Annotated in this window: 29 protein-coding genes; 6 read left to right on the forward strand and 23 right to left on the reverse strand. The window is 66.0% G+C overall.

Annotated features, from left to right (window positions below; genetic code table 11):
- Position 1: 1 nt before the first annotated feature.
- The 4 genes from AB7I40_RS14135 to AB7I40_RS14150 are packed head-to-tail and all read right to left on the reverse strand — an operon-like array spanning position 2 to position 4750.
- A complete protein-coding gene (locus AB7I40_RS14135; protein ID WP_428348052.1) occupies positions 2 to 1675 on the reverse strand; it encodes a thiamine pyrophosphate-binding protein in 1674 nt (557 codons plus the stop codon).
- A complete protein-coding gene (locus tag AB7I40_RS14140; protein WP_428348053.1) occupies positions 1672 to 3144 on the reverse strand; it encodes an aldehyde dehydrogenase family protein in 1473 nt (490 codons plus the stop codon). The genes AB7I40_RS14135 and AB7I40_RS14140 overlap by 4 nt, the downstream gene beginning before the upstream one ends.
- The gene (locus tag AB7I40_RS14145) at positions 3141 to 3419 is read right to left on the reverse strand and encodes a hypothetical protein (protein WP_428348054.1); all 279 of its coding nucleotides are present in this window, start codon (positions 3417 to 3419) and stop codon (positions 3141 to 3143) included. Before AB7I40_RS14145 ends, AB7I40_RS14140 begins: the two co-directional genes overlap by 4 nt.
- Positions 3416 to 4750: a Rieske 2Fe-2S domain-containing protein gene (locus tag AB7I40_RS14150; protein WP_428348055.1), complete on the reverse strand. Its 1335-nt coding sequence runs from the start codon at positions 4748 to 4750 to the stop codon at positions 3416 to 3418. Before AB7I40_RS14150 ends, AB7I40_RS14145 begins: the two co-directional genes overlap by 4 nt.
- A 186-nt stretch (positions 4751 to 4936) precedes the next feature.
- On the opposite strand from AB7I40_RS14150, the gene AB7I40_RS14155 reads away from it, so the two are divergent.
- Together AB7I40_RS14155 and AB7I40_RS14160 are read left to right on the forward strand one after the other, a co-directional pair.
- Positions 4937 to 5956 carry an amidohydrolase family protein gene (locus tag AB7I40_RS14155; protein ID WP_428348056.1) on the forward strand — a complete coding sequence of 340 codons (1020 nt, stop codon included), beginning with the start codon at positions 4937 to 4939 and terminating at the stop codon, positions 5954 to 5956.
- Complete coding sequence (locus AB7I40_RS14160) at positions 5953 to 6924, forward strand: hypothetical protein (protein ID WP_428348057.1); 972 nt, start codon at positions 5953 to 5955, stop codon at positions 6922 to 6924. The genes AB7I40_RS14155 and AB7I40_RS14160 overlap by 4 nt, the downstream gene beginning before the upstream one ends.
- A 120-nt stretch (positions 6925 to 7044) precedes the next feature.
- Here the strand turns inward: AB7I40_RS14160 and AB7I40_RS14165 are convergent, their stop codons facing one another.
- Both AB7I40_RS14165 and AB7I40_RS14170 read right to left on the reverse strand, forming a co-directional pair.
- Complete coding sequence (locus tag AB7I40_RS14165; RefSeq protein WP_428348058.1) at positions 7045 to 7722, reverse strand: GntR family transcriptional regulator; 678 nt, start codon at positions 7720 to 7722, stop codon at positions 7045 to 7047.
- Between the two features lie 38 nt (positions 7723 to 7760).
- Positions 7761 to 8861: a flavin reductase gene (locus tag AB7I40_RS14170; protein WP_428348059.1), complete on the reverse strand. Its 1101-nt coding sequence runs from the start codon at positions 8859 to 8861 to the stop codon at positions 7761 to 7763.
- A gap of 154 nt (positions 8862 to 9015) precedes the next feature.
- Here AB7I40_RS14170 and AB7I40_RS14175 point away from each other — a divergent pair, with 154 nt between their 5' ends.
- The 4 genes from AB7I40_RS14175 to AB7I40_RS14190 all read left to right on the forward strand — a co-directional run bounded on the left by AB7I40_RS14175 (position 9016) and on the right by AB7I40_RS14190 (position 12153).
- Positions 9016 to 9687 carry an RraA family protein gene (locus AB7I40_RS14175; RefSeq protein WP_428348060.1) on the forward strand — a complete coding sequence of 224 codons (672 nt, stop codon included), beginning with the start codon at positions 9016 to 9018 and terminating at the stop codon, positions 9685 to 9687.
- An 89-nt stretch (positions 9688 to 9776) separates the two neighbouring features.
- Positions 9777 to 10517 (forward strand): SDR family NAD(P)-dependent oxidoreductase, encoded by a 741-nt coding sequence (locus AB7I40_RS14180; RefSeq protein ID WP_428348103.1) that lies wholly within the window; start codon positions 9777 to 9779, stop codon positions 10515 to 10517.
- Positions 10514 to 11245 (forward strand): carboxymuconolactone decarboxylase family protein, encoded by a 732-nt coding sequence (locus tag AB7I40_RS14185; protein WP_428348061.1) that lies wholly within the window; start codon positions 10514 to 10516, stop codon positions 11243 to 11245. The genes AB7I40_RS14180 and AB7I40_RS14185 overlap by 4 nt, the downstream gene beginning before the upstream one ends.
- On the forward strand, positions 11242 to 12153 hold the full coding sequence (locus AB7I40_RS14190; RefSeq protein WP_428348062.1) for an alpha/beta hydrolase: 912 nt from the start codon (positions 11242 to 11244) through the stop codon (positions 12151 to 12153). The genes AB7I40_RS14185 and AB7I40_RS14190 overlap by 4 nt, the downstream gene beginning before the upstream one ends.
- A 775-nt stretch (positions 12154 to 12928) precedes the next feature.
- Here AB7I40_RS14190 and AB7I40_RS14195 read toward each other — a convergent pair.
- The 17 genes from AB7I40_RS14195 to AB7I40_RS14275 all read right to left on the reverse strand — a co-directional run bounded on the left by AB7I40_RS14195 (position 12929) and on the right by AB7I40_RS14275 (position 26715).
- Positions 12929 to 13303, reverse strand: coding sequence for a RidA family protein (locus AB7I40_RS14195; RefSeq protein ID WP_428348063.1), 375 nt, complete (start codon positions 13301 to 13303; stop codon positions 12929 to 12931).
- A 5-nt stretch (positions 13304 to 13308) separates the two neighbouring features.
- Positions 13309 to 13947: an RraA family protein gene (locus AB7I40_RS14200; RefSeq protein WP_428348064.1), complete on the reverse strand. Its 639-nt coding sequence runs from the start codon at positions 13945 to 13947 to the stop codon at positions 13309 to 13311.
- Positions 13944 to 14600 carry an RraA family protein gene (locus tag AB7I40_RS14205; protein WP_428348065.1) on the reverse strand — a complete coding sequence of 219 codons (657 nt, stop codon included), beginning with the start codon at positions 14598 to 14600 and terminating at the stop codon, positions 13944 to 13946. Before AB7I40_RS14205 ends, AB7I40_RS14200 begins: the two co-directional genes overlap by 4 nt.
- Positions 14597 to 15253, reverse strand: coding sequence for a 2-oxo acid dehydrogenase subunit E2 (locus tag AB7I40_RS14210; protein WP_428348066.1), 657 nt, complete (start codon positions 15251 to 15253; stop codon positions 14597 to 14599). Before AB7I40_RS14210 ends, AB7I40_RS14205 begins: the two co-directional genes overlap by 4 nt.
- Before the next feature lie 35 nt (positions 15254 to 15288).
- Positions 15289 to 15522, reverse strand: coding sequence for a biotin/lipoyl-containing protein (locus tag AB7I40_RS14215; RefSeq protein WP_428348067.1), 234 nt, complete (start codon positions 15520 to 15522; stop codon positions 15289 to 15291).
- Positions 15519 to 16502 (reverse strand): alpha-ketoacid dehydrogenase subunit beta, encoded by a 984-nt coding sequence (locus AB7I40_RS14220; RefSeq protein WP_428348068.1) that lies wholly within the window; start codon positions 16500 to 16502, stop codon positions 15519 to 15521. Before AB7I40_RS14220 ends, AB7I40_RS14215 begins: the two co-directional genes overlap by 4 nt.
- The gene (locus tag AB7I40_RS14225) at positions 16495 to 17505 is read right to left on the reverse strand and encodes a thiamine pyrophosphate-dependent dehydrogenase E1 component subunit alpha (protein ID WP_428348069.1); all 1011 of its coding nucleotides are present in this window, start codon (positions 17503 to 17505) and stop codon (positions 16495 to 16497) included. Before AB7I40_RS14225 ends, AB7I40_RS14220 begins: the two co-directional genes overlap by 8 nt.
- Positions 17456 to 17854, reverse strand: coding sequence for a hypothetical protein (locus AB7I40_RS14230; protein WP_428348070.1), 399 nt, complete (start codon positions 17852 to 17854; stop codon positions 17456 to 17458). Before AB7I40_RS14230 ends, AB7I40_RS14225 begins: the two co-directional genes overlap by 50 nt.
- Before the next feature lie 41 nt (positions 17855 to 17895).
- A complete protein-coding gene (locus tag AB7I40_RS14235) occupies positions 17896 to 18360 on the reverse strand; it encodes an FAS1-like dehydratase domain-containing protein (RefSeq protein ID WP_428348071.1) in 465 nt (154 codons plus the stop codon).
- Positions 18357 to 19919: an AMP-binding protein gene (locus AB7I40_RS14240; RefSeq protein ID WP_428348072.1), complete on the reverse strand. Its 1563-nt coding sequence runs from the start codon at positions 19917 to 19919 to the stop codon at positions 18357 to 18359. The genes AB7I40_RS14235 and AB7I40_RS14240 overlap by 4 nt, the downstream gene beginning before the upstream one ends.
- A gap of 9 nt (positions 19920 to 19928) precedes the next feature.
- Positions 19929 to 21071: an acyl-CoA dehydrogenase family protein gene (locus AB7I40_RS14245; RefSeq protein ID WP_428348073.1), complete on the reverse strand. Its 1143-nt coding sequence runs from the start codon at positions 21069 to 21071 to the stop codon at positions 19929 to 19931.
- A gap of 75 nt (positions 21072 to 21146) precedes the next feature.
- Positions 21147 to 22088, reverse strand: coding sequence for an NAD(P)-dependent oxidoreductase (locus tag AB7I40_RS14250; protein ID WP_428348074.1), 942 nt, complete (start codon positions 22086 to 22088; stop codon positions 21147 to 21149).
- Positions 22078 to 22776, reverse strand: coding sequence for a GntR family transcriptional regulator (locus AB7I40_RS14255; RefSeq protein ID WP_428348075.1), 699 nt, complete (start codon positions 22774 to 22776; stop codon positions 22078 to 22080). The genes AB7I40_RS14250 and AB7I40_RS14255 overlap by 11 nt, the downstream gene beginning before the upstream one ends.
- A 25-nt stretch (positions 22777 to 22801) precedes the next feature.
- Positions 22802 to 24262, reverse strand: coding sequence for an aldehyde dehydrogenase family protein (locus tag AB7I40_RS14260; RefSeq protein WP_428348076.1), 1461 nt, complete (start codon positions 24260 to 24262; stop codon positions 22802 to 22804).
- Between the two features lie 17 nt (positions 24263 to 24279).
- Complete coding sequence (locus tag AB7I40_RS14265; protein WP_428348077.1) at positions 24280 to 25422, reverse strand: class II histone deacetylase; 1143 nt, start codon at positions 25420 to 25422, stop codon at positions 24280 to 24282.
- The gene (locus AB7I40_RS14270) at positions 25412 to 25831 is read right to left on the reverse strand and encodes a nuclear transport factor 2 family protein (RefSeq protein WP_428348078.1); all 420 of its coding nucleotides are present in this window, start codon (positions 25829 to 25831) and stop codon (positions 25412 to 25414) included. The genes AB7I40_RS14265 and AB7I40_RS14270 overlap by 11 nt, the downstream gene beginning before the upstream one ends.
- The gene (locus AB7I40_RS14275; protein WP_428348104.1) at positions 25828 to 26715 is read right to left on the reverse strand and encodes an LLM class F420-dependent oxidoreductase; all 888 of its coding nucleotides are present in this window, start codon (positions 26713 to 26715) and stop codon (positions 25828 to 25830) included. Before AB7I40_RS14275 ends, AB7I40_RS14270 begins: the two co-directional genes overlap by 4 nt.
- Positions 26716 to 26729 lie beyond the last annotated feature (14 nt).

A 26729-nucleotide genomic window follows, 5' to 3' on the forward strand; every position in this document is an offset into this window, starting at 1 on the left:
CTCACGGCAAGCTCCGTCCGACTACTACGTCGATCAAGATCGGTACGTCAGCCGCGATGGCGCTCGTGAGCGCGTCGCGTAGCTCGGCTGCCGAGCAGACACGCACTGCATCAACCCCGAGACCACGCGCGAGCGACACGAAGTCGAGCTCGGGATCGACCAGGTCCATCGCCACGTAGGGGCGTCCCCCGTCCTGACCTTCGGCTTTGCGGTACTGGTCGACGTTCACCTTCAACATGGCGTAAGCCGCGTTGTCGAGAATCACGAAGGTCACTGGCAGTCTGTGGTGCGCCGCCGTCCACAGGCTCGTGAGGGTGTACATCGCCGAGCCATCGCCCACGAGCGCCACCACGGGCCGATCACCCACGGCGAGCTGCACCCCCGGCGCCATGGACATCCCCGCGCCCAGCCCGCCGCCGCGCGAGCGGAACCAGGAGCCCGGACCTGGGCTGAGAGCCTGAGCAATCCAGGGCTGGGCCGACACCGACTCATCGACGATGATCGCGTGGTCGGGCAGGCATTCCGCAACAGCCGCCGCCACGTGGGCCGGATGGAGGACCGTGGCTGTCTTCTCGTCCGGGACGGCTCTCAGGAATGCCTCACGGTCGCCCGCCAACCGGGCGACGGTCTCCTCACGCCGCCTGCTCGTCACATCTGAATCGATCGTGGGCGACAGGACGGCTGCCAACTGCTCGACGACGACACGCGGGTTGCCCTGGACGTTTAGCGCGGGCTGATTCTTCGACAGCTCGTGCGGATCGGTGTGCACGTGGATGATCGTTGTCTCTTCGGGGAGCGGGAGACCTGCACCAGGAAACGCCTGCTTGAGGACTTCCGTCCCCACGGCCAGGACGCAGTCGTACCGGGACAGGACTTGGCTAACCCGCCCGGGTGCGAAGAGGGGTAGCGGTCCAGCGTCGAGCGGGTGGTTCGGCGGCATGCAGACTTCCGTCACGTAGCCGTGGTGTACCGGGGCACCGACCAGATCGGCGAGCCTGGCAACCGACTCCTGACCCCCAGCTCGCGGTATTCCGTCCCCCACCAGGATGGCCGGCCTCTGAGCCCCGCCCAACGCGCGCGCCGCCTGAGCCACCAGCTGAGGATCCGGCCACAGATCACCGGTGATGTAGCTGGCTCCCAGGATCGGAGCGGCGGTCAGCTCTTCCATGACATCGCAGGGAATGCTGAGCACGACCGGGCCTGGCGGGTCCTGTGCGGCAACCTTGAATGCGCGGCGCAGCACCTGCGGTAGCTCGTCGGCGCAACGGACCTCGTGGGCCCAGCGCGCCACCGAATCCGCCATCGCGACGATCGGTCCACTCAGTGTCGGCTCCTGGAACAGCCCCGACCTTGGCATGTCGCCGACGTAGACCACCATCGGGGTCTGCCCTAGCGAGGCATTGGCCAGCATGCCCATGGCATTGCCCAGTCCCGCTGCCGTGTGCAGCAGGACGAAGGCTGGCTCGCCGGACGCCCGCGCGTAGCCCTCGGCGGCGCCGACAGCGACACCCTCGTGGAGGGCAAGCACAAGGTCGAGCTCGTCGACGTCCTGAAGATGATCGATGAAGGCCTGCTCGGTCGTGCCGGGGTTTCCGAAGACATGGCGTACGCCGATCGAGACGAGTTGTTCGGCAAAGGCTTCGACACCGCGGCGAAGGGTAGGCGCAGACTTCATCGGATCCTCATCCAGACCGCCTTGGTCTCGGTGTACTCGTGAAGCACCTCGCGGCCCTTCTCCCGGCCGTAGCCGCTGAGCTTGGTGCCTCCGAAGGGCATGGCAGGATCACTCGCGAGATAGCCGTTGACCCAGACCACCCCCGCACGCAGACGTCTGGCCACGCGGTGCACGACGTTGACGTCGTTGGAGTAGATCCCTGCGGCAAGACCGAACGGTGAATCGTTGGCGATCCGCACCGCCTCCTCGACATCGTCGAAGGTCATGAGACTCGCCACCGGTCCGAAGACCTCTTCGCTGCCGAGCTCGCTGCCGTTGGGCACATCGGCGAAAACCTGGGGCTCGAGGTAGAACCCGCGCATGTTGGCGAGGCCGGGGCGACCGCCGCCCTCCACCCGGCGCAGATCTGCTGCAACGGCGCGGTCGACGTATCCTCGCGCTCTCTCGAGCTGACGCTGCGACACGAGCGGACCGATCTGGGTGCCCGGATCGGTCCCGGGCCCCACGGTCAGTGCCGAGGCGTAAGCACCGAGACGTTCGGCGAACTCGTCGTACCGACTGCGGTGCACGAGGATGCGCGTGCCAGCTACACAGAGCTGCCCGGAGAAGGCGAAGACACCGAGGCCGGACTCGGGAACGGCGATGTCGAGATCCGCATCGGCACAGATGATGTTAGGAGACTTTCCCCCGAGCTCCAGCGTGACTCTCTTCAGGCTCTGGCCCGCAAGCTGCACGATCCGACGCCCCGTCTCGACCGAGCCAGTCACGGTCACCTTCGCCACCCCGGGGTGGGAGGCTAGCGCCGCGCCGGCGATCGGACCGAGACCCGTCACGATGTTGACCAGCCCATCCGGCACGCCCGCCTCGAGAACAAGGGCTCCGAGGGCAAGCATCGACACCGAGGCCTCCTCGGAGGGCTTGATCACGATGGCATTGCCGGTGGCCAGAGCAGGGGCGAGCTTGAGCATCGTCAACAGGATCGGAGCGTTCCACGGCACGATGGCCGCCACAACGCCGAGTGGGTGGCGATCGACGTACGCGTGAAAGTCGCCCGGAGCCGACGGATAGACGACAGACCCCTCGATCTTGGTCGCCCAACCGGCGATGTAGCGGCACTGTTCCGCGGCGGCGACCACCTGCGCCCGTGCCCCCACCAGCGGCATCCCCATGTCGCGCGTGGTGATGAGTGCCAGCCAGTCCGCGCGCTCCTCCATGAGGTCAGCGAGGCGGAACAACCACCGGGCGCGTTGATCCGGTGCGGCAAACTCGTGGCGCTCGAACGCGGCCACGGAAGCAGCGACGGCGGCATCGACGTCTGACTCGTCACCGCACGCGAACCTCGCCCAGACATCGCCGGTCGCCGGGTCGATGCTGTCGAGTGTCGCGCCAGCCAGCGCGTCCACCCACTGCCCGTCGATAAGGAGCTGACAAGGCGGCGCTTCCTGTCCGTCGAGCTGAGGCCCGCTCACGCTTCACTCCATCGGCCTGGTGTCGGCGGAGCGAGCTCGGCGCGGACCGGGCGAACAGCAAGTCCGAGCACGGTGAGCGGTCGGCCGCGAGAGAGCTCCTTGGCCTTGGTCGTGGCCAGGACCTCATGCACACGAGAATCGACGACCAGCTCATCGACGACTTCGCCGTTCTCGATCGCGCCGACCAGCAAGGCGCGTACGACGTCGAACAGAGCGGCGAGCGAGGACTCGTCCCCGAACTCGGCCGAGTAGTGCAGCACACCCGGAGTGGTCATTGGGAATCCGCGACGTCGTCCAGGATCCGACCCACGGACTGCCACGGGTCCTCCAGGGGGATCGTCTTCTCCTGACCCCGGATGCGGCCATAGGGCACGTCGGCGGAGGTCCCAACCGGGGCTGTCCCGTTGTCCTCGAAGTCGCGCAGCGACTGCAGGAGCTGGCGGCGCATGCGAATGACGGCGAGGTCGCTGGTGGCGAGGTGCTCCTTGGAGCGATCAAGGATCCGGCCCATGCTCTCCTGGACGGCGTGGTCCTCGACGACCGTGCCGCGGATACCTGAGAATCGGTCGTTGTCCATCTCGACCCTGTCCTGGTTCCACACATTGGCAGCGGTGGCGAACTTTCGATAGTCAGCGTCGATGTCGACGCCCGGGACCAGGCCGGCGGCGTCCTGGTGGATGCGCCGGGTCCGTTCGTCATAGGGCGCGTCTAGGCGGCACCGGACGTGGTAGAACGCCGTTGTCTCATCGTCGATCGGGACGTGCATCAGGATCTGGCTCCAGCCGTCCGGCGACGGAATGGCGGCGTACCAGGGGGCCACGTAATGGGTGACCCGGACGTTCTTGAATCGGTCCTCCTTGAACATCGGCTTGCGCACGGCGGCGTACCAGAAGCCGTAGTCAGTGTCCTCGACCTCCAGTTTGGGACGGCCGTCGTTCCACGGACGCACGGTCTGACCGGTCTCGTCGAAGCCGTCGGTCGGATCCAGATCCTGTGCTGCAGCGCGAGCGGCGTACGCCTCGTCGCGCTCAAGGCGGGACTTGCTGTCGTGTAGGTAGGTCTGGTGTGCGGAGTCGATGGCACCCTCGAGGGTCTGGACCCAGTTGCAGTCAGCCACGGCCTTGAGCACCAGAATCTGCTCGGCGGGGTGGTCGGTCCAGTCCCACGCGGGGAAGGCGGGCATCGTGCCCTCCGGCCCCATGTAGGCCCAGATCATCCCGCCCGCCTCGCGAGTGGGGTACGCCGTCTGACGGATCCGCTCCGCATACCGGCTCTCCTCGGGTTCTGCCGGCATATCGATGACGCGCCCGGTGGCGTCGAACTTCCAGCCGTGGTAGAGACACCGCAACGCACAGTCGTCCTCGTTGCGGGCGATCACTAGTGATGCGCCCCGGTGGGAGCAGTACGCGTCCAGCAACCCCACAGTTCCGTCGTTGCCGCGGTAGGCGACCAGGTCCTCTCCCAGGAGCCGGACGGACTTGGGCGCTCCCCCGATCTGCAGGTCGCTCGCAATGACCGCAGGGACCCAGTACCGACGCAGCATCCGACCCATCGGACTGTCTGGGCCGACCCGGACCAGTCGCTCGTTTTCCTCGGCGGACAGCATGCAAGCCTCCTCGTTCCACCACGTGTTCCACGCGGGCGCCTATCTGGGCGAGACCACAGTTCCATCGTACTTGGTCAAAAGTCAATCAATTTGGCCAAATCTCACATGGCTCCACTCTCGCACTTGGCCGCACGGACGAAGTAGATATAGTATTTGATCATATTCTTGTGTCAGAAAGGCTCCGCAGTGATCATCGACATCCACGGCCATGTCTCGCTCCCCCCCGAGGTACTCGCCTACAAGGCTCAGCTCTCAGCCAGCCTCGGCAACCCCGACGTCGGGGCCCCGAAGGTGCCGGACGAGCGCCTTCGCGAGGTCGCCGAGCGGCACCTACGCCTCCTCGACGGGGTCGGCACCGACCTCCAGGTCATCTCGCCCCGTCCGTTCCACGCGTGGCACTCCCAGCGTCCGCATTCGATCGTGGTGGACTGGACGAGGCACGTGAACGACATCATCGCCCGCACGTGCCAGATGTTCCCCGATCGTCATATCGGCATGGGCGGCCTGCCGCAGGCGACAGGCGAACCGCACGACACGGCGATCGCAGAGATGCAGCGCTGTGTCGACGAGTACGGCTTCATCGGGTTCATCGTGAATCCAGATCCCAGCGAGGGTGGTATGCCGATCCCGCCGGGCATGGGCGATCCCTACTGGTACCCGCTGTACGAGAGGTTCTGCGAGCTCGACGTTCCGATGCTCATCCACTCGGCGGCTTGCCGGTCATTGCGAGAGTCGTACACGTTGCACTTCATCAACGAGGAGAGCATCGCCGTCGTCTCCTTGCTCGAGTCGGAGGTCTTCGAGCGCTTCCCCGACCTGAAGGTCGTCGTAAGCCACGGTGGAGGAGCGATCCCGTATCAGATCGCCCGTTTCGAATCGTGGCGCGTAAAGAACAAGAACCCGGAGCGCTTCGAGGAGTCCATGCGGAGACTCTGGTTCGACACCTGTGTCTACAACGCGACGGGCCTCGACCTCCTGTTCAAAGTCGTTGGCACTGACCGGTGCCTGTTCGGAACCGAACTGCCCGGCACCGGGACTGAGTTGGACAGCGCGACCGGTCGGGTCTTCGACGACCTTCGCCCGGTGATCGAGCAGCAGATCCCGTGGCTCTCCGACCACGACAAGCACCTGATCCTCGAGGGCAATGCCCGGGGGTTGTTCAGGTTCCCCGAGAGCATCCGAGCTAGCACGGAGACCCGTTCATGACACAACTGATCGGCGGCCTGTCGACGTCGCACAGCCCCCAGCTCAACACCGGACCCGAGGTGTGGATTCAACGCGCCGAGTGGGACCGATCCAATCCGGTCTTCCGGTACGAGGATCTCCTGGAACGACCCGACCTGCCGGACCTCAGCGGGCTTCTGGGCGTTGCGGCCTTCCGGAAGACGCATGCAGCCTGCCAGGAGGCGCTCGAGCGGCTTCGCGAGCTCTACCTCGAGTTGGAGCCCGATGTCGTCGTGATCATCGGCGATGACCAGCACGAGATGTTCACCGGCGACGTCATCCCTGCCGTTGCCGTCTACTGCGGTCCCGAGGTCGACGACATCCCTCGTCCCCTGGACAAGCTGCATCCGTCTCAGGTGCCGGGTGAGTGGGCGTACCACGGCACCGAGGTCGCCACCCGCGCGGTCGACGCAGAACTTGCGCTGCACCTCGTGGGGGCGCTCACCGATGCCGGCTTTGAGATCACCCAGATCCGCAACCAGCCTCCCGGCTGCACGCTGGGTCACGCTTTCACCTTCGTCCAGCGACGCATCATGGTCGACCGGATGGTCCCGATCGTCCCGATCATGGTCAACACCGACCACGTGCTCAGCGCACCGCGCGTGCGGCGTTGCTGGGAGCTGGGGTCCGCACTCCGTGAGGCGATCGAGAGCTTCACGAGTGACCGGCGCGTGCTGGTGGTGGGATCGGGGGGCCTGTCTCACTTCAAGCTGGACGAGGCGCTTGACCAGGCTGCCATCGACGCCATTCGTGCTGGTGACGTCGAGGCGCTGTCCCGCCTTCCGGAGTCGGAGCTGATCCTCGGAACCTCGGAGATCAGAAACTGGGTGATCGCCGCGGGCTGCCTGCAGGACCAACAGTTCCACCTGCTCGACTATGTGGCGGCATACCGCTCGGAGGCAGGCACAGGATGCGGCATGGGCTTCGCCACCTGGACGCCATCCGGCTGATCGAAGTCTCGATACAGAAGGGGTCGGAACGCCCGTTGGCGGTCCGACCGCTTTCTGCTCTGCAGAACCCCGGTGGCGCCGGATGCGATTGACCTGTGCCCCACCCGGCTCGGCGCGGCTTTAGACCGAGCGGGTCTCCGGGGAATCGGCACCTTCCGAGGCGAACTGCACGGCGAGCGCCCCGGAGTGCAGAACGTGCTCTTCCATCAGTCGACCCGCCTCCCCCGCATTCCTGTCGCGGAGCGCCTGGAGAATGAGCACGTGCCCCTGCTTGCGCTGGTCGTCCCAGCCCGGGAGGTCTGGCCAGTGACGACGCGTGACGAAGGGTGTCGTCTCACGGAGAAAACGGAGCAGGAACTGGGAATTTCCGGCCAGTCCGATCCGACGATGGATCTCGTGGTTCAAGTCGCTGGCCTCCACCACGGCGCCCCGCTCGCTGGCGGCCCTCATCCGCTCGTCCAGCTCCTCGATCTGCTTGATCTCCATGTCGGAGAGGCGTTCGACCGCCCGCTCCGCCAGACGGCGTTGCATGAAGGCCGACAGAGCATAGGCGTCGGCCACATCGCGCGGCGTCAGTTCATTGACACGGAAGCCACGGTGAGCCCTGCCTTCGACGAGGCCTTGGCGCTCGAGCACTGCGAGTGCCTCGCGGACCGGGGTCGTGCTGACGCCGAGCCGATCTGCGAGAGCAACCAGACGCAGACGTTCACCCGGCCTGAGCTTTCCCGCGACGATCTCGTCGCGAAGGCGTGCGGCTATTCGGTCACTGACCTTGGTGGTCTCGATCTCACCCGACATGGGGTCAGCGTGACGGTCGATTTGACCAAAAGTCAATGTCAACCCACCTGTGACGACAATGTGTGGCCAAGTGCACGCGATGCGACCGCGCACGCCTTCATCAGCCGACCGCCCAGGTCCGCGAGCTCACGTGGCGAGCACGGAGTGGCTGGACCGTAGATGGTCAACTGCATGACCGGCTTGCCATCGGCACCGCGGATTGCGCACGACATGTTCCGAACTTCGAACTCATCGTCGGCGGCACGTTGCGCATCGACGAACACCATGCCCCCCAGTGCATCCCTGCCCACCTCACCCCGCCCCTCGAGCAGACGTTCGAGAACCTGGTAGTCGGCGTACCCCTCACCGACGGCGTACCCCCGCACCCGTACGGCATTCAGTAGTCGGCGCAACGCCGCCTGCTCATCGGGAACCGCTGCCCCGCGGCCGAGCCAGTCCGCCTCTGCCCGATCGTCGCCGGCCACCAGGACCGACCCGAAAGGCGGGATGAACGGCACGCGTTGCCCCACACGAGTCGGGACACGGGATCGGCGGCCCTGCCCTGCGCTCGCCAAGAAGATGAGCGACTCGCCATGCGGGGCAACCGCGATGCACTCGGTGTCGAGATCGCTCGCCAGAGTCTCCATCTCGGAGCGGACCAGGTCCACCCCGCGCATGATGTCGAGCAACGCAGGCTCCACGGCGGCCATCGACATCGGGCTGAACCTTCCGTACCCACCACGGAAGAAGACGAGAGGAAGATCATTGCCACTGACAGCCAGATCGACCACCCTGCCCAGGACGATGAGGTGGTCGCCTGCTTCGTGGACCGTCTCGATCGCGCAGTCCAGCCAAGCGACCGCCCCGTCGAGCAGGGGGTTGCCCAGCGGAGAGCTCGAATACCTGACCCCATCGAACTTCTCCCCCCCGCTGCGAGCGAAGCCGCGGCACAGGTCTTCTTGTTTCGCGCCGAGCACGTTCACGCAGAACCGACCGGCGGCCGCCATCGCGGGCCAGCTCGACGAGGACTTCGCCGGGAGGAAGGCCACCAGCGGCGGGTCGAGGGAGACCGACGTGAACGAACCGATCGCCATGCCCAGCGGCTCTCCCACTTCCCCTGTCGAGGTGACCACGGTTACGCCGGTAGGGAATTGCCCCATCACCTGACGCAGGTACCCACCATCGACCTCCCGGAGTCCTCCGACCCGTTCAGGGATTTCTGCCGAACTCAATGCCCACCTCCGATTTAGATTTGACATTTAATCTAGACTTATGACACGGTCCTGACAACCCCGCGGTATCGAAGGAGTCCCGATGAAGAACTCGAGCTCTCTCTCTGCACGCCTGCGTGTGCTTGACACCCCCGTCCTCTCCGACGCCCTCGACACGCTGGGCATCCACGCGGTTGCCGATGTCCAGCCCCTCGGCCCGGCAGTGCGCATTGCGGGACCGGCTCGAACTGTGTTGATTGGACACCCAGCCGATGACGGTGTTCGCCCGCGGCACCTTGGCACCGCAGCGATCGAGGAAGCCGACGCCGGGGACGTGATCGTGATCGCCCACCGCAGCCGCGACGACGCCGCCGGCTGGGGAGGGCTCCTATCACTGGCCGCGCAGTTGAGGGGTGTCGAAGGCGTGCTGATCGATGGACTCGCCCGCGACCTCGACGACTTCCACGCCCTGGGTTTCCCTGTGTACGGCCGCGCCGGTGTCCCGACGAGCGCGCGAGGACGTGTCGTTGAACTGGCCGCCGACATCCCGGTACCGATCGGCACTGGCACATGCCACCCGGGGGACTGGGTCGTGGCGGACAGATCCGGCGCGGTCGTCATCCCACGAGATCGGGTCAACGAGGTTCTCGCTAGGGCCGAGTGGCTGATGTCCCGTGAAACCGCCATGGCCGACCGCCTGCGCGCCGGTGAGGTCGTGACCCAGGTGCTTGACCGCTCCTACGAGGAGATGCTTCATCAGAACTCTGCGCACTGATCGGTGGGCAACCCGTGTCCGTCGGACCGGGACGCAACCTATCCCTCCGCGCAGGTCACCAACGAGAAGAGGAATCAGCTGTGGGCAGGATGCAAGGCAAGCGAGTCATCGTGACCGGCGGGGCCAGCGGTATCGGCAAGGGCACGGTTGCACGGATGCTCGAGGAAGGTGCCCGGGTCGCTGCAGTCGACATCAACGAGGCGGGCCTCGCGGCCTGGGCCGACCAGCCGCACCTGGTGCGGCCCTACGTGGCCAACGTCGCTAGGAAGTCCGATGTCGAAGCAGCTCTGGGCGAGGCGATCGCGTGGCTGGGCGGCTGCGACGTCCTGGTGAACGCCGCCGGGATCACGCGCACGGCCCACCCCCTCGAGCTTTCCGAGGAGGACTTCGACCTCGTCATGGACGTCAACGTAAAGGGCACGTTCCTGTGCGCCCAGGTCGCTGGCAGAGTGATGCGGGAGCAGGGCGGCGGCTCGATCGTCAATGTCTCCTCGGTGGCCGCCGAGCTGGCCAACGCCCACCACATCCACTACTCGACGAGCAAGGGCGCCGTTCGGATGCTCACCAAGGGCCTCGCCGTCGCCCTGGCGCCAGACAACATCCGCGTCAACGCCGTGGGCCCCGGCCCCGTGCTGACCGCCATGGGTCAGAGCGAGATCTACGAGCGGGATGAAGCACACACCGCACGACTCCTCAATCGAGTCCTCCGTGGCCGTGTAGGGACCCCCGAAGACATCGCAGCATGCATCCTCTTCCTCGCCAGCGACGAGTCCGACTTCGTCAACGGCACCACCCTGTACGCCGACGGCGGCGTGCTCGCAGTCCGATGACCAGCCCGGCCCACCCCGACGACGCCGACGGTTGGGCGGACGTCCAACGTCTCGATAGCGAGCTCGCGCGACGGCTGACCGATCTGGCTGCTGCTGCTTGGGACGGGCCCCTGCCTCCGGTCACGCGAGCACTCATCCTGTTCGCGGGCGCCGTTACGTGCTCGGGAGTCGACCGCGCCGAAGCCGAACGGCACGTTCGCCTGGCCATCAGTTTGGGCGCCACCTCGGCGCAGCTGGCGGAGGTGGTCGAACTCACGTGCGTTCTCGGCGTCCACACGGCGACGATGGCCACCCCGATCCTCCTCGAGGAGCTCGAAGCCGCGGGCCACGTCGCCCCCGAGGCGACTCCCGCCAGCGAGCTGGTTCGTTCTGAATTCGAGCTGCGCAGGGGTTACTGGAGCCCGATGTGGGACGCCGTGGCGAATCTCGCTCCACGATTCCTCAGTGCCTACCTGGACTTCTCGAGTCTGCCGTCCGAACGGCAGGCCCTGGACGCTAGGACTCGGGAACTGGTGCTGGTCGCGGTCAACGCAATCACCACGCACCTGTTCGCCGACGGCACCCGCGTACACATCCGCAACAGTCTCGCCCTCGGCTTGAATGCCGACGAGGTGATGCACGTCTTGCGACTGCTCTCCGGGGTGAGCGCACGTTCTGCGCTGGTCGGGTTCGACGTGCTGGCGTCGCTCGAGAGCCAGTCCACTACCACTCACGAAAGTAGATCATGAGCAGACAGACCATCACTTTCCGCAGCGCCGGGGAGGACATCGAAGCCTTCCTCTACCTGCCCCAGGGACCACAGTCCTCCCCGCCCCCAGTCGTCGTCATGGCGGGTGGATGGTGCTACGTGAAGGAGCTAGTCCAGCCGATCTACGCCGAGGCGTTCGCCAAGGCCGGGCTGGCCGTCCTGCTGTTCGACTACCGCGGGCTCGGAGGAAGCACGGGAACCCCCCGCCAGCACCTCGATCCGCAGGCCCAGATCGAGGACTACCGCAACGCCATCAGCTACCTTGAGACTCGCGAGGACGTCGACAGCTCGCGCCTGGGCGCATGGGGGATCTCCTACAGCGGCGGCCACGTGCTGGTCCTGGGCGCCATCGATCCGCGTATCCGTGCAGTCGTGTCGATCGTGCCCGTCGTCGACGGCCTGCCGACGCTCAAGCAGGCGCACGGCACCATTGGGTTCCGCAAGCTGACCGAGCTGATCAGCGACAGCCGACGCCACCTGTATGCCACGGGCGAGCACACGTACATGCCGCACGGGTCGGCGACACCCCAGGAAGAGGTCGTGACCTGGCCCTTCCCCTCGAGTCAACCCACGTTCGCCTGGCTCAAGGAGACCCAGGGACCACGCTACGAGAACCGCGCGACAGTCGCATCGACCGACATGCTCCTGCACTACAGCGTGTATCCCCACGTCGAACGGCTGATCGACACCCCGACGATGATGGTGGTGGCAGAGGCCGACGACCACACCATGTGGGAACTCGAGATCGAGGCGTTCCACAAGATACCGACCCCCAAGAAGCAACTCGAGATCGTCCCCAAGGGCGGCCACCTCGGGCTCTACAAGGACGTCGACAAGATCGCCGAGGTCGCCACCACCTGCGGTGAGTGGTTCACGCGCTGGCTGTGATCCAAGGCGCCTGTCGCACCGCCAGTTGCCCATGAGGGAGACGGGCAGTCGCAATAGCCTGGTCGTGGCGAGGCGCGTCGGTCCTCGTCTACCGTTGCAGGCAAAGGCAAGGAGAGGGAAGGTCTCACTGGTTCGCGTGGGAAACACCATCGGGGTTGTGCTCGCGAGACCATGGGGTCACGACATACCGACCCCGCTCCTGTGAGGCGGCGGCCCAAATGGTGTTGCCCGCTGCCGACGTGGTCGCCAACGACCCTTCTGTGAACTCGTGAGCGTGCTCGGCTGTGGGTCGTTGCGCCGAGCACGGACTCTCGGCCAGTCGATTGGGCTCAGTGAGTACACGGTGGACCAGGGCGCGGCACGACTGCTCTGTTCAGAGTTGGCGAGCAGAGGCTCGACACCAACACCCAGACCTGACTCGGCGCCCTTCGCATTGACCCACGCCGCTGTCGAGAGAGCGGATCTTCGCGGGCACGGCGTGGCATCGACCATCGTGCGGAAGCGCGGAAGTGCGTAGGCAAACCGTCAGCAGGTCCTCCTTCGAGCTTAAACCTGTTGAGCGATGGCTCGCGGAAAATGGACTACCGCCGCCCTCGGGTCGACATCTTCCACGCCGCCGTCCGCAAAGAACCGTCACAGACTCCGAAACGATTGTTTGCGACGCTGGCGCAGAAGAAGGTCAGTTGGCTTGGCGACCATCACCGGCTGTGTTCGTGGCACAGGCCAGATGTGGATGCCGAGTACACGCGACTTCTTGACCTGTCACTTCCTTGTCCTAGAAGACGTATGCCGTCGCCATGACCGTGCAGATCTGCCCCCCGTTGAGGGTGCGGACCTGAGTGTTGCGCGCCGGTCTGCTGTCAGCATCGGGAAACAGCTGAACCCAGATCTCGTTGACAAGCGGTCGGACGTCACCGTTCGCGACCGAGATCTGGACAAGGACAACGTCAGCCAGAGTGCCACCGCCAGCAGCGAGGACCCGCTCGAGATTGGCGAAGACCTGGCGGACCTGGCCTGACGGGTCCTCGAGCAGCTCACCGGAGTCCGGATCGCGGCCGTGCACCGCGCTCGTGCACAACAGGGGCCCGCGGCGCGACGCCATCGGGAACGGCTGCATCCCGTGGTCGAGCCCGTCCACCTCAATGGACACCCGTCTCATCTGGCGCCCCGTTCGACGAGGTCGAAGATGTCCAGGGTGCGCTCACCTGCGCGAAGCCGGCTCATAATGGCTTCCTCCTTGTCGTGACGTGCGTGCGCCGCTGCGCAGACGTGTTCTACCGACTCCCGCGGCACCAGGACCAGGCCATCGCGATCGCCGATCACGATGTCGCCGGCCCGGACCAGCTGGCCGGCCACGCTGGCAGGCTCACCAACCCGACCGGACAGGTCGCGGACCTTGTGAGTTCCACGGATCGAGAGCCCCCTGGCGAACACCGGGAGCCCCGTCCCGACGAGGCCGTCTGCATCACGGACACAACCGTCGATGACCAGTCCACCGAGTCTGCGCTGAGAAGCCGCCGTGCTCATGATGTCGCCCCAGTAGCCGAAATCACGGGCACCGCAGGTGTCGACGACAAGAACCGCCCCTTCGGGCGCCGCGTAGATCGCGTCGTGGATGTAGGCGTTGCTGCCACCCGGCGTCACGACGGGGAAGGCAGGACCGGCGATCGCCCACGACGCCTCGATTGGTTTTATTGCAGGGTCCAATTCGCCACATCGCCCTTGCGCTTCGTGCACCGTAGCCGAGCCGAGTTCGCGCAGCTCGCTGAGAAGCGCCGGCGATACCGGTGTCACGTCGCCCTCGTCTGTAGTGCGTGGTAGCCGTGGGCAGCGCGAGCCTCCGCCAAACGGGCACCCTGACGCACGTCTTCACGGATCCGGTCCTCGATCTCCGCGATCGAGTCGGCCACGTCACACACTTCTTCCAGCCGACCGGCAGGGATGACGAGCACGCCGTCACGGTCGCCCACCAGTACATCCCTCGGCTCCACGCGGATGCCACCGATCGAGACCGGCCCGTCGAGTTCCTCCACCTGCACTCGGTCCTTGCCAGTGCGCATGTAGACGTCGCGGGAGTAGATGGGATAACCGAGGTGCGCACAGAGTGCGGAATCACGGCAGACTCCGTCGATGACGGTTCCTGCCAGATGGTGAGCCGTCGCGTACTCGGTGAGGATGTCCCCCCAGACCGTTGCATCCTTGCGACCCGCGTTATCGAGCACAGCCACTGTGCCCTCGACGTAGTCGTCGATGTAGTCCCCCACAGTCCCCTTGCGCGACCCCGACGGCGCGTAGCGCACCGTGCGGGCACGGCCAACCAGCCGAAACCCGGGATCAACCGGTCTGATGCCGAGACAAGCACCATCAATCCCGAGCTTGTCGAGAGCGTCACTCACGGTCGCCGCACCCGCGGCGAGCAGCCGGGCGAAGTTGACCTGGTCGGTCACGGCACCTCCTGGTGTCGTCGTTCCGAGGCGCCCTGCGCGGCGTCCTTCACCGCACTGGAGAGCGCCTTGAGGAAGCGTGCAGCCGGAACGCCGTCGAGCGCTGCGTGATCGAAGCTGAGGCTCATGCTCAAGACCTGCTCCTCGCGAAGGGAGCCGACATCCAGCGTCAAGCGCGACTCCAGGGTGCCGACGCCGAGGATCGCCACTTGGGGCGGTGAGATAATGGGCGTGAAGTACTGAACGCCCAGACTGCCGAGCGTCGAGACCGTGAAGGTCGCATCGACGACGTCTTCGGTCCCCAACTCCTGCGCTCGTGCGCGGCGCGCGAGGTCCGACAACCGCTCAGCCACCTCAGCGGGGGCAAGCTGATCGACTGCCCTGATCACCGGGACCACCAGTCCACCCGGGATGTCGACGGCAACACCCACGTCGATCGAGTCGCACTCGATCAATCGATCGTCCACCAGCCACGCGTTCAGCTCGGGATGCTCGCTCAGAACGCGGCCGACGACGCTCACGAGACCAGCGGTCAGCGAAATCTGTTCGAGTAGACACATCTCGACCAAGCCACTGCACTCGGCCTGACCGTGAAGCGTGACGTGGGGTTTGGATGTCATGGAGTCGCGCATCCTCCGGCCGATCACCCGCCGCATGCGGTTGAGGGGTCGACCGGCACCCTGCAGCTCGGTCACGGCTCGAGCCGGGCGATGACCTGCCCCGACTCGACCGTGGCGCCCTCGTCGACCAAGAGCGCGACGACCGTACCCGCGGCGGGGCTCGGCAGATCGTTGATCGTCTTGTCGGTCTCCACCTCGGCGATGGACTGCTCGGCTGCGACGACGTCGCCAACCTCGACCATCCATTCGGTGAGAGTCGCTTCGTCCATGGTCAGGCCCCACTTGGGAACCACGATGTCAGTCATTTGCTTCCTTTCAGGAGCGCGAGGGATGTCTCGACGATCTCGTCGGTCTGGGTGTAGAAGGCATGCTCGAGGTGCGCGGGAAAGGGCACGGGCGCAAACGGTGGGGAGAGTCGGATGACTGGAGCCCGAAGGAGGTCGAACCCGGGTCCCGCGAGCAGTGCAGCGATCTCGGCGGAGGGTCCGTAGGTCGCGTAGGCGTCACTGATCACGACGACGCGCCCGGTGCGGCCGGCTGACGCGAGGACAGCCTCACGGTCCAGTGGCATGAGCCACCGCAGGTCCACCAGGTCGACGTCCACACCCTTCGCGACCAGATCCTCAGTAGCCTTCCTGGTCCGCTCCATCGCCCAGCCCCACGAGATCAACGTGACGTCGTTGCCCCGACGCTCGACGCGCGCGGTTCCGGGCTGCTCGATGTCGACCGCCTCAGGCACCTCTCCGCGTTGCATCCACAGTCGCGAGCTGTCGACGACCACGACCGGATCATCGGAACGGATCGCTGACTTCAACACGCTGCGCGCGTCGGCGGGGGTCGATGGCACCGCTACCTGAACACCGGGGACGTGGGCCAGCCACCCCTCGAGCGCCTGGCTGTGCTGGGGACCCGAACCTCTACCGGCGCCGCACAGCGCCCGGATGACGATCCCCGCGGACAGTGCACCACCTGACATGTAGCGGACCTTCGCCGCCTGATTCACAATCTGATCCATCGTGAGAGTGATGAAGTCGAAGAACATCACCTCGACGACCGGGCGCAGCCCGGTCATCGCTGCGCCCACCGCTGCACCGACGATCCCGGCCTCGCTCAACGGGGTGTCGCGCACCCGAGACTCGCCGAACTCGTCGAGCAGTCCCCGGGAGGCGCCAAACGGCCCCCCCGGTTTGGCCACGTCCTCACCGAACAGGACCACGGTGTCGTCATGGGCAAGCTCTTCGCGCAGAGCGAGGTTCACTGCCTGCCAATACTTGATCTCAGCCATGATTCGACCCCGCATCCGCATAGACGTCCTCGGTCAGGCTTGCCTCTGAGGCCGGCCTACGTCCCGCGGACCACTCGACCGCGCCAGCCATTTCGGTCTGCGCGACCGCCTCGATGCTGTCAAGCTCCCCGGCTGTGACCCCCAGCGCCCCGAGCCGCCTGCGCATCATCAGCAAAGGGTCGCGCTCGGCCCAGGCAGCGCGTTCGGCCTTTGTCCGGTAGCGCTGACCGTCGCCCTCGAAGTGCCCCGACTGGCGGTACGTCTCGAACTCCAAGAGGCTGGGTCCATCTCCCCGTCTCGCCCGTGCCAGCGCCGCCAGCGTCTGCTGGACCACGATTTCGACGTCGTTGCCGTCGTAGGTGTCAGCAGGGATGCCGAAGGGCGCCGCCAAGTCCGCAACCCGTGAGGTCGCCAGCACCTCGCTGATCGGGCTGAGCTCGGCGTAACCGTTGTTCTCGCAAACGAAGACGATCGGCAGGCGCCAGAGTGCGCCGAGGTTGAGTGCTTCGTGCAGCGCGCCTTCGCCGGCCGCACCCTCACCGAAGAACACGACAGACACCTGGTCGGTGCCGCGGACCTGAGCCGACAACGCCGCGCCGGTCGCCATGCCGAAGCCACCACCCACGATGCCATTGGCACCGAGGATTCCCACCGCCGAGTCGGCGATGTGCATCGATCCCGAACGGCCCCGACAGTAGCCATCCTCGGCACCGAAGAGCTCGGCCATCATCCGGCGCGGATCCGCACCCTTCGCCAGGCAGTGACCGTGCCCACGATGGGTCGAGGCGACGTAGTCATCGGTTCGCAGCGTGTCGCAGACCCCGGCGGCTACGGCTTCCTGACCGACCGAGAGGTGAAGCGTGCCGGAGAGCAACCCCTGCGCCAGGGCGCGGGCTCCGGAGTTCTCGAACGCGCGGATTCGGTGCATCACCTCGAACAAGTGCAGCTGGTGCTCACGACTGAGCTCCACCATCGCTGCCGTAGGCGAGTTCGGCTTGGTCACGGCTGACTCCTCTCTTGATCTCGGCTCGTCCAGAGGCGCAGATGACGCCCGAGGTATCAGTGACCGAGAGGTCGTAGGCATCTGGATCGGCGCTCGGCGTCGCTCGCACGACGACCGTCGTGCGCGGGTGGATCGGGAAGAGGTTGCGCCAGGAGAACCGGGCCACCGAGTCCCCAGGGCCCAGTGCGTCGTTGGTCAGGTCCAATAGCCACGCGCCGACGAGGTGCGCCTGGACGACCGGTCCGGCAAGGCCTTCTGCGATCGCCTGGTCGCGGTCGTAGTGGATGCGGTGGGCGTTCCACGTCGCAGCGCTGAATCGGAAGAGGTCGATCTCAGTCGCGACACGCACCGCTGAGAGCTCCGTCGGATGTGGTCCAGGCAGTCCCGTCGTCATCTCACCACCCGTGCTTCACGGCATAGGACGAGAAGCTGGTCGTCACCGTCGACGTAGCGCCGCTCGATGTTGACCGTCAAGAGGGGGCCGGAGCGCCCCTCCTTCCGCTCCAGCCCGACGACCTTGGCATGCACCGTGACATGCATCCCCACGCGAACGGGCACGCCCAACTCAAGGTCCTGGCCGCCACCGATGACACGGACCTCGAAGTGTCCAGGGAGGCCGACGTCTGTCAGGGTCGTGCCGTCCGGCGCGAGTTCGTCACCCACCCCCCACTCTCGAGTCGCAGTGAGGAAGAGTGGTGACACTAGGAGTTCGCCGTTCCCGTCGCGTCGCGGAGACCGTCCCGTGGCGGACGAGAATCGGCGCGCCGACCGGTCGTCGATGACGCCAGCATCGGTGACGATTGTTCGCCCGACCTGCAACAGCAAGTGCCGCTCGGCGTGCTCGAGGGGCGTCACCGCGCACCAGGCGATCCCGCTCGGGCGTGAAGCGCAACGAGTGTCCGCTTCTCGATCTTCCCGATGGATGTCTTGGGCAGCTCTTCGAGGATCTCCACGACGCTCGGCACCTTGAATCGGGCGAGCCGGTCCGCGCACCACGCGATCAGGCTCTGTCCGTCGACCTCCCCGCACACCGACACGTAGGCGTGGATCGACTCGTCTCGGATGTCATCGGGAACGCCGATCACCGCGACGTCGACGACGAATGGATGCTGCTGAAGGACCGCCTCGACCTCGCGCGCAGCGACGTTCTCCCCGCTCCTCTTGATCATGTCCTTCTTCCGGTCCACGAAGTACAGGTATCCGTCGTGATCGAGGTAGCCGGTGTCGCCGGTCCGCAAGACTCCTCCGGCGAGTGCAGCAGCTGAAGCCTCCTCGTTATCGAGATAGCCCAGCATCAGGGACCGCCCGGGGACTCCGCGGACGCCGATCTCTCCGCTCTGTCCTGGGGCGACCGATCCCCCGTCCCCGTCGAGGATGACCACCTCGCGATCGACCACGGACAAACCCACCGACGGCCAGCGCCGATCGCCGTACGCCGGCGCGATTGTCACTGCCATCATGGCCTCCGAGAGCCCGTAACCGTTCAGGAGCCGCATGCCGAACCTGGACTCGAAGTCGACAAACTCCTCGTCGCTCACGTTGATCGCGTAGAAGACCAGGCGGACACGATGCGCCTGGTCGAGATCTGAAGCAGGCTGACGGAGCAAGGTCCGCACCTGCATCGCCACGAGACTGGTGACCGTTGCCTGGTGACGGACGAGCGACTCGAGGAACTTGCTCGCGCTATAGGTCTCTAGCAGCACGAACGCCGCGCCAACCGACATCCCAGCGAGCACGGTCGAGCTCTGGGCGTTCACGTGGAACACCGGAAGGGAGGTGAGCAGTCGGTCGTCGGGCCGCAGGGCCAAGCTCTTGGCGATCTGCTCGCCAGCTCGGACGCAGTTGGCATGCGTCAGCATTACGCCCTTGGGAGCGGCCGTGGTACCGGAGGTGAAGATGATCTCTACGAGGTCGTCCCCATCGACCTCAGGCAGCTCGCTCGGCAGCTCACCCTGAGTGAGCACCCACTCATAGGAGTTGCGCGCGCGGCGTCCGGTCCCGACGAGCACCAGCCGATCGGGCGTCAGCCGCGTCGCGGCGCCGACCCGAACGGCATCGTGCTCCCTGCAGAGAGCCGCGACCACACGCGCACTGGAGGCGAGGTGGGCGACCTCGCGCTCGGTGAAGAGAGGGTTGCTCGGCACCATGACCGCGCCCAGACGTGCCAGCGCGAACCAGGCCGTCACGACCTCCACGCCGTTCGGAAGGTGGAGGAGCACGGCATCGCCCGCCTGGACGCCCATTCGGGCCAGTCCTTGCGCGAGGGTGATGACCTCGCTGCGCAACTCGGCGTAGGTGCGCGAGTCGACGGATCCGTCAGCCCTCTCCACGATCATGGCATCCGCATCGGGACGATCCCGTGCCTGAACGTCGAGAAGGGTGTTGAGCGTCCGGTTCCCGGCAATATCTGTCATCTGGGTGCCTCAGTCTCTGGCCGCCGGGCCGAGGACATCCCGCGCGATCATCCACCGGAGGATCTCGGAGGTCCCGTGACCGATGCGCCACAGGCGCACTTGCCGGAATAGGCTCTGAACCGCGGCCTCGCGGGTGTAGCCCAGGCCGCCGTGAATCTGCAGGCATCGATCGGTGACGCGTTGCGCCATCTCGGTCGCGTAGAGCTTCGCCATGAAGGCAGGCGTCGGCGAGTGGTCTCCCTGGTCGGCCATCGTCGCGGCGCGGTAGACCAGAAGGCGTGCTGCCTCGAGCTCGACCTCGGAGTCGGCGATCATCCACTGAATGGCCTGGCGGCTTGCGATCGGCTTGCCCCAGGTGGTCCTGGTCTGCGCCCAGGCGATGGCCAGGTCGAGGCTTCGACGAGCGATACCCAGTTGGTAAGCAGCGATCTTGATGCGCCCGTGGGTGAGCTGGTCCCCGCCAAGTTGCCAGCCGGCGCCGACCGCACCAAGACGGGCCGAGTCGGGCACCTCGCAGTTGTCGAAAGTGAGCTCACAAGGCTCCCAGCCGTCGCCCATCGTCGGGATGCTTCTGGACACCTCGAAACCCGGCGTACCCTTGTCAACCAGGAAGCAGGTGGTGCCGCGCTTCCCATTCTGCGCCGTGGCGGCGTAGAGAATGACGAAGTCAGCCTCGGACGCTCTGGAGATGAAGGTCTTGGCGCCGTTGATGACCCACGCCTCGCCACTCCACTCGGCGCGAGTCCTGATTCCGGCCACGTCCGAGCCTGCGTCCGGCTCAGTGAAGGCATAACAACCCCGGCGCTCTCCGCTGACGACGGGGAGCAGGTAGCGCTCAATCTGTTCCGGAGAGGCCTCGTAGAGGACGGGCTCTGGACTGCCACCGAACAGGTACATCGTGGGGCTCTTGAACATCTCCTCTGCGACGAGGCACATGCCGAGGACAGTGAGTCCTTGACCGCCATAGACCTCGGGGACATCTAGTGCCCACAAGCCGGCCTGGCGAGCCTTTTCGTCCAGCGTGTCGCGGACTTCGCGCGAAAGGGTGCCGGAGCGCAGGAAGTCCGCCTCATGCGGGTCCACTTCGCGCTCCCGAAAGCCGCGAACCACCTTCACCAGGTCGGCCAGCTCGGCGGGAACCGTCAGGTCCACGATGTTCTCCTGTCAACGGATCCATATCAACGTGACCAGCGTACGTGATATTAAATTCCGTCGTCAAGAATTTGATCAAAGACCGGCCATGGCGTCGACTGCTCGCGCACACAAAGCCGACGCCGCGTCGCGGCTGTAGCCAGCCACATGGGGAGTGAGGATCGCTCGTCCGGTGGCGTCCAAGCGGCGTACCAGCTCGTCAGGTGCGGGCTCATCGGGGTAGACGTCGAGAGCGACTCCACCGAGATCCCCCGAGTTGAGCGCCGACTCCAGTGCGTCGAGGTCGAGCACTCCGCCTCTCGACACGTCGACGAGATAGCCCTCGGGCCCGAGGAGCTGGAGCTGTCGCAGTCCCACGAGACCGCGCGTCGCGGCCGTCAGGGGAACGTGGAGGCTCACAACGTCAGAACGCCGGAAGAGCTCGTCCAGGCCGCAGGCCTCGATCCCGTCATCATCCTCGAGCCGGGCATACGGGTCGTGCACCAGCACCCGCATGCCAAGCGACCGTGCGGCCGTGGCGACCCGCCGTCCGATGTGCCCGAAGCCAGCGATACCGAGGACGTGACCCGCGACCTCACGCGAGACGGGCGTCGAGCGGAAGCGAGTCGGCCAGTCCGTCTCCCCGGCGGCCATCCTGGTAGCTTGAACGAAGAACCGTCGACGCAACCCGACCGCAGCCCAGATGACGTATTCCGCGACACTCGCCGGGGCAGCGCCGATTCCCGTGACCACCTCGACACCCTGCCTAGCGGCAGCGGCCACATCGACATGATCGGAACCGGCCGTGACGGTCGCGATGACCTGCAGCCGCGACGCACCAGACAACAATTCCGCGCTGACGGGATCGGGCCACACGGCGATCAGGCCCCGCGCGCTCGCCAACTCCGCGCCGAGACCGGCAGGATCGGCCACGACGACGTCGGCGAAGCTGGCGAGACGTGCCTGCTGCTCGGTATCTGCCAAGGACCGGGTCAGGACGACACGCGGACGAACCGGTTTGACGGCCTCAGCGGCCATCGACCGACACCCTGTCGTGCTCGATGAAGTGCTGGACCGCCGCAATGCCGGCTGCCATGACGTGCTCGGTCATCAGCTCCGCCACCTTGTCCGCATCGCGTGCCCGCATGGCGTCGAGGATGTGGACGTGGGGAACCGTCCTTAAGTAGTGGCCCGTCTCCGCGTCGCGGTCGCTCAGCTTCCTGACGAACGGGGCTGTCTCCGAGAGCAGCCGCCCCATGACTATCGAGTTTCCTCGGGTACGGATGCGGCGGTGGATCTCGTCGTTGAGCTCGATGGCCTCCTCAGTGCGGCCCTCCTCGACGGCCCGCGTCATCTGCTGATCTAGCTCGACCATCTCATCGAGGTCGGCATTGGACATGAGCGGCACTGCAGCGGCAGCACACCGCCCGATGATGAAGGCGTGTACGGCGAACAGATCCTCGACATCGTGGGCGTCGAAGTTGTTTACCGTGAAACCTCGGTTCGGCTGCGAGGACAGCAGGCCCTGGCGCTCTAGCGCGGCCATGGCCTCGCGGACAGGCGTCGTGCTGACCCCGAAGCGCTCCGCCGTCTGGATCAGCCGGACAGGCTCATCGGGCCGGAGTCGACCGAAGATGATGTCCTCACGCAGGCGCTCCTGGATCTCGGCAGCAAGCCGCTGCGCTGACTCCAGTGCGACACCATCTGTCTCCCCAACACTCATCATGCTCGCCATTTCCTACTGTCGTTGGTCACAGGTCCCACCCCGGATAGGGGACGACCGAGGTTCGGACACTCACCCGCTTGACCTTGGTCAACCCGACGATCGCCTCCGGGCCGCTAGCGTTGCCGACCCCGCTGTCCTTGAAACCTCCGAACGGCAACGCCGGGTCCATCAGCCTGGGGCTGTTGACCCAGACGACGCCAGAGTCGAGAGCCGCAGCCACCCGATGGCCACGCGCGCCGTCCCGGGTCCAGATCATCGCTGCCAGCCCGTACGACGTCGAGTTGGCCAGCCAGACCGCCTCATCCTCATCGTCGAAGGCTACCGTGGTCAGAACAGGACCGAAGATCTCGTTGCGGACGAGAGCGGCATCCGGACTCATGCCGGTGAAGAGCGTCGGGGTGAAGTAGAAGCCCGCTCGATCGACACGAGCTCCGCCGACACGCGGACCCACTCCGCTGGCCACTGCGCTCGCCACATGAGCCTCGACGCGTTCCAGTTGGCCACGCGAGACCAGCGGACCGATGTGGGCGTCCTCGTCCTCGGGATGACCAACTCGGACCTTGGCGGTAAGTCCGGCCAACAGGTCGTCCAGCTCCTTCTGACGGTTGCGGCTGACGAGCACCCGAGTGCCGGCGCAGCAGACCTGTCCTGCGTTCTGGAAGCAACCCCAGACCGTCGACCGCGCCACCTCATCGAGGTCGACGTCGTCGAAGACGACCACGGGACCCTTGCCACCCAGCTCGAGGACGGTGCTCTTGAACGACGGCGCAACGGCGCTGGCGATGGCTCGACCTGTGGGAACACTCCCTGTGAACGACACGCCGCTGACGCGTTCGTGGCCGACCAGGGTCGCCCCCACCCCGCCGTCTCCCTGGACGACGTTCACCAGGCCCACCGGAATGCCGGCCGCAACCGTGAGTTGGGCAAGGCGGACCGCCGAAACCGGCGACAGTTCCGATGGCTTGACCACCACGGCGTTGCCACACGCGATGGCCGACGCAACTCGTGCGATGAATGTGATGGCGGGACCGTTCCAGGGAAGGACGATGGCCACGACCCCCAGCGGCTCGCGGCGCGTATAACTCAGGTGACCGGCGACGTCCGGGAGCAGCGCATCCTCGGGTCGTGCCGCGACCGACGACCAGTACCGGACCGTACGAGCACCGGCACCCATCTCCATGCGGGCCTCGCGAAGAAGCTTGCCCATGTCCTGGACATCCAGGCGGGCGATTTCCTCGGCATTGGCCTCGATCTGCTCGGCCCACGTCCACATCGCCCTTGCCCGCTCGTCAGAGGTGAGTTCTGCCCATGCGCGCTGCGCCTCGACGGCAATCGCCACGGCATGATCGATCTCGTCAGCCGTGGAGATCGCGACTTGGGCGAACGTGGAACCGTCCGCAGGGTTGACGGACTCGAAGGTGGCCTGGTCGGAGCGGATCACTTCTCCAGCGATGAAGGACCCGACGTTCAATTCTGTGGTCGTCACGAAGACTCCTTGGTTCCTCAAGAGGATCGGTTCCGCAGCGCGGCATGTCGGGCCGCGACCGCATCGATGACTGCCCGCTGATGGGGCTGGAGGTCGGTGCCCTCGATGTCCCGAAAGGTCTCCGTGACCTCGTCGTCGACAGCGACCGTCTGCCTTGCGAGCCTGGCGACAACAGCAAGTGCGCAGTACGGGGTGTAGGTCGGCGAATACCCACCTTCATGAGTGACGACCACGCGTCCCAGGCACAGTTCATCGGCGATCTCCATGACGGTGGCGCACATCCGGTCGTAGCTCGCACTCGTAAGCATCATCCGCCCGAGGGGATCCAAGATGCTCGCGTCGTATCCGCTGGCAACGACGATGACGTCGGGCTGGAACCACGCGGCGGCAGGACGAACGACCGTGTCCAGTGCGTACTGGTAGGCGCCCTCGCCGCTTCCGGCAGGCAGCGGAACGTTGATGTTGGCACCTGGGCCACCAGACCCGCCCGTCTCCTCCATACCGCCCGAGTGACGAGGGAACATGTCAGCCTGATGGAGCGAAATCGTCAACACGTCCGGGTCGTCGTAGAAGATGTCCTGCGTGCCGTTGCCGTGGTGCACATCCCAGTCCACGACCAAGATTCTGCGCGCGAGACCACCCTGGCGAGCCCTAGCCACCGCGACTGCGATGTTGTTGATCAGGCAGAAGCCCATGCCGGCGCCGTGACCGGCATGGTGCCCGGGTGGTCGGACCAGCGCGTAGGCATTTCGGCAACGCCCCGTCAGCACGGCCTCCAGTGCCGCCCATGTGCCGCCCGCGGCGAGGAGCGCGATGTCGAAGCCGCCCTGGGCGAAGGGCGACCCTCCGTCGCCAGCGTCACCGCCTCGGACATCCGTGTTCATGGCCATCATCCGGTCGATGTGCTCGAGACTGTGGATGCGCTGAACGTCTTCGACGCTGACGGGACTCACGCGCAGCACGTCGAGATGGTCCAGCAGACCGCTTACCTCGACGAGGCTGTGCACGCGTGCCTTGGCCTCGGAACCTTCTGGGTGGGCCCATGGTTGGGCGCCCGTGTGGGTGCCCGTGTCGTGCCATGTGAAGCGTTCGCGCCACACGTAGCCCGTGCCACCCGGGCCCCGGTCGTGCGGGTTCCGGGTGCCTCGTTCAGGACGCATCATCCTCTTCGTTCCACTCGCGCCACGTGCGACGCGCAAAGCGCCATCCATGCCCTGACCGCACGACGCGGTCGCGGTACCACCCGACAACCCGAACGGCGACGCCGTCCTCGCCCCCGTCCCGCGGTCCGATCATGTACGACCGCACGTCGCACTCGTCGTCGGTGATCTTCTCGAGGACGTGGTTGGTCGTCCAGTGCTGCAGCCCGGCGGCGTGCGGGCTCGGCGCGATGACGTCGTTGACGTAGGCCGCCAGCTCGCCGTGCCCGGTGAGGATCTCCGTGCCACCGTCGAACACGCCGTCGGGAAGGAACGTACCTGCGTACGCTCCTGCGTCCCGGGTATCGATGGCCCAGTTGTACCGGGCGATCAGCTCGATGATCTCGGATCGGTCCTGTGCTGAGATCACTGCTGATCTCCTTCCTTCTCAGAGGGGAACAAGCCACGAACCTGCTCGAGGATTGCAAGATGGTCATTCAGTGTCGTCGCTCCCAGCCCCGTGGTGGCGACGCTCACCTGCGTGGCTCCGGCCCGCTGCCAGTCGGCGATGGTGTCTGCCCACCGCTCGCGCTCCCACTCGCGCAGGATCAGGTTGCCCTCGATCGGAAACGAATCAGAGTCCCGACCGTGGCTTGCCAGCGCCGTTCGAAGATCGGAGATCTGGGGGGCCGCCACCTTGGGGTCGGTGTCGAACGGGATCCACCCGTCGCCAATGCGGGCCACCCGGTCAAGCAGCGCTGGCGCGCTGGTGCCGAGCCAGATCGGGATCGGCTGCTGGACGGGCATCGGGTTGATACCCGCATGCTCGAGCAGCTCGCCGTCGAAGTCAGACTCCACCGACTCCTTGGTCCAGAGCTCCCGAAGGAGCGCGACCTGCTGCTCGAAGCGCCGGCCCCGAGTCTTGAAGGGGATACCCATCGCGTCGTACTCCGCCCGATTCCACCCGACACCCGCGCCGAGCGTGAGGCGTCCAGAGGACAAGACGTCCACCGCAGCGGCCTGCTTTGCCACCAGGGCAGTCTGTCGTTGCGGTAGCACCAGCACGCCGGTGAAGAAGCGGATCCGCTCCGTGCAGCCGGCTAGGTAGGCGAAGAGGGTGAACGCGTCATGGAACACGTGTTTTGAGTCGAACGGCCCTTGGAAATCGGGACGACGGGTGCGATCCACGCCGACGACGTGGTCGTAGGCGAGCAAGTTGGCGTAGCCCATGTCCTCCACTGCCATGGCGTACTGACGCAGGTCGGACGGGGAAACCCCGATCTCGGTCTGGGGAAAGATCACTCCGGGAAGCATCTGGATGCTGTCTC

Origin of the sequence: Nocardioides sp. (genome assembly GCF_050246775.1) — a bacterium.
Taxonomy (GTDB): domain Bacteria; phylum Actinomycetota; class Actinomycetes; order Propionibacteriales; family Nocardioidaceae; genus Nocardioides.